The organism is Stenotrophomonas sp. HMWF003, from assembly GCF_003061285.1.
Taxonomy (GTDB): Bacteria; Pseudomonadota; Gammaproteobacteria; order Xanthomonadales; family Xanthomonadaceae; genus Stenotrophomonas; species Stenotrophomonas maltophilia_AP.
In genome coordinates, this window is the sequence record NZ_QAIW01000435.1 from 1 (window position 1) to 1955 (window position 1955).

Genomic DNA, 1955 nt, shown 5'->3' on the forward strand with positions numbered 1-1955 from the left:
CCCATGCCCTTTCCGGCGAATGTCCTCCGGCGTCGGCCTGCGGCCGCCCCCTCCCCCTTTAGTTCGCCTCCAAGGGCATGGGGGCCCAGCGCCCGACCCAACGACACCCGCGCCTGGAAAGGGCCCACGGTTCTGCTGGCCCCGCAGACGGGCGAAGACCCAAAAACTCACCCCACCCGGAACCCCATCGTGGCCTGTACCGCCTGCTGCCAGCCGGCGTACAGCGCCTCGCGCTGGTCCACCGCCATCCGGGGGGTGAAACGCCGGTCCACCGCCCACTGCGCGGCGATCTCGGCCCGGCTGCCCCAGAACCCGGTGGCGAGCCCGGCCAGGTAGGCCGCGCCCAGGGCGGTGGTTTCGGCCACCTGCGGGCGCACCACCGGCACGCCCAGGATGTCGCTCTGGAATTGCGCCATGAAGTCGTTGCCGATCGCACCGCCATCGGCGCGCAGCTCCTTCAGTTCGATCCCGGCATCGGCCTGCATCGCCGCCAGCACGTCGCGGGTCTGGTAGGCCATCGACTCCACGGCGGCGCGGATGAAATGCTCCTTGCGGGTGCCACGGGTGATGCCGAACATCGCCCCGCGCACGTCGCTGCGCCAGTACGGCGCGCCCAGCCCGACAAAGGCCGGCACCAGGTACACCCCGCCGGTGTCGGGCACGCGTTCGGCGTAGGCCTGGCAGTCGCTGGATTTGCCGAACATGCGCAGCCCGTCGCGCAGCCACTGCACCACCGAACCGGCAACGAAGATCGAGCCTTCCAGCGCGTATTCGACCGTGCCGTCGATGCCCCAGGCCAGCGTGGTCAACAGGCCGTTGCGCGACACTACCGCCTTGTCGCCGGTGTTCATCAGCATGAAACAGCCGGTGCCGTAGGTGTTCTTGGCCATGCCGGGCTCGAAGCAGGCCTGGCCGAACAGCGCGGCCTGCTGGTCGCCGGCGATACCGGCGATGGGAATGTGCTGGTCGAAGAAGAACTGCGCCTGGGTGGTGGCATACACCTCGCTGGAGCTGCGCACCTGCGGCAGCATGGCGCGCGGAATGTTGAACACCTGCAGCAGCTGGTCGTCCCAGTCCAGGGTATGGATGTTGAACAGCAGCGTGCGCGCGGCATTGCTGTAGTCGGTCACGTGGGTGGTGCCACCGCTCAGGTTCCACACCAGCCAGCTGTCGATGGTGCCGAACAGCAGCTCGCCGCGCTCGGCGCGGGTCTGGGCACCGTCCACGTGGTCCAGGATCCAGCGGATCTTGGTGGCCGAAAAATATGCGTCGATCAGCAGCCCGGTGCGCGCGCGCACCAGCGCCTCGTGGCCCTCGGCGGCGACCCGTTCGCAGATCGCATGGCTCTGCCGCGACTGCCACACGATGGCATTGTGGATCGGCTGGCCGGTGGCCTTGTCCCACACCACCGTGGTTTCGCGCTGGTTGGTGATGCCGATCGCGGCGATGCTGCGCGGGTCCACCTGCTCGCGGTTGAGCAGTTCGGTCAGCGTGGTGTAAACGCTGGTGAGGATCTCGCGCGGATCGTGTTCCACCCAGCCGGGCTGGGGAAACAGCTGGGTGAATTCGCGCTGCGCACTGCCGACGCTGCGACCGGCACGGTCGAACAGGATCGCCCGCGAACTGGTGGTGCCCTGGTCGATCGCGAGCACGTACTGCTTGTCCATGCGTTGCTCCGTACAACGAATCAAGGGTGGCCCGGCCGGTGGCGTGCCACGGCCAGCGCCCCAGCCTACGCCATCGCCGCCACCCGCTGCGCCAGATACTGCGCCAGTTCGTCGCGTTGCGCCGCGTCCAGGCGCAGGCCCAGCTTGGTGCGGCGCCACAGCAGGTCATCGAGCGTGCGCACCCATTCGTGCGCCACCAGGTAATCGACTTCGCGTGCGTACAGGTCCGCGCCGAACGCGGTGCCCAGCTGCACCGTGCGGGTCGCGTCGCCGAGCACGGCGCTGGCG

1 protein-coding gene and 1 pseudogene are annotated in these 1955 nt (G+C 68.8%); both read right to left on the bottom strand.

The genetic code is table 11. From position 1 onward, the window contains the following. Positions 1-167: 167 nt before the first annotated feature. Positions 168-1667: a glycerol kinase GlpK gene (glpK, locus tag DBR34_RS18815; RefSeq protein ID WP_128097908.1), complete on the bottom strand. Its 1500-nt coding sequence runs from the start codon at positions 1665-1667 to the stop codon at positions 168-170. 65 nt (positions 1668-1732) lie between these two features. Then, a pseudogene (locus DBR34_RS24015) lies at positions 1733-1955 on the bottom strand (glycerol-3-phosphate dehydrogenase); the annotation flags it as partial.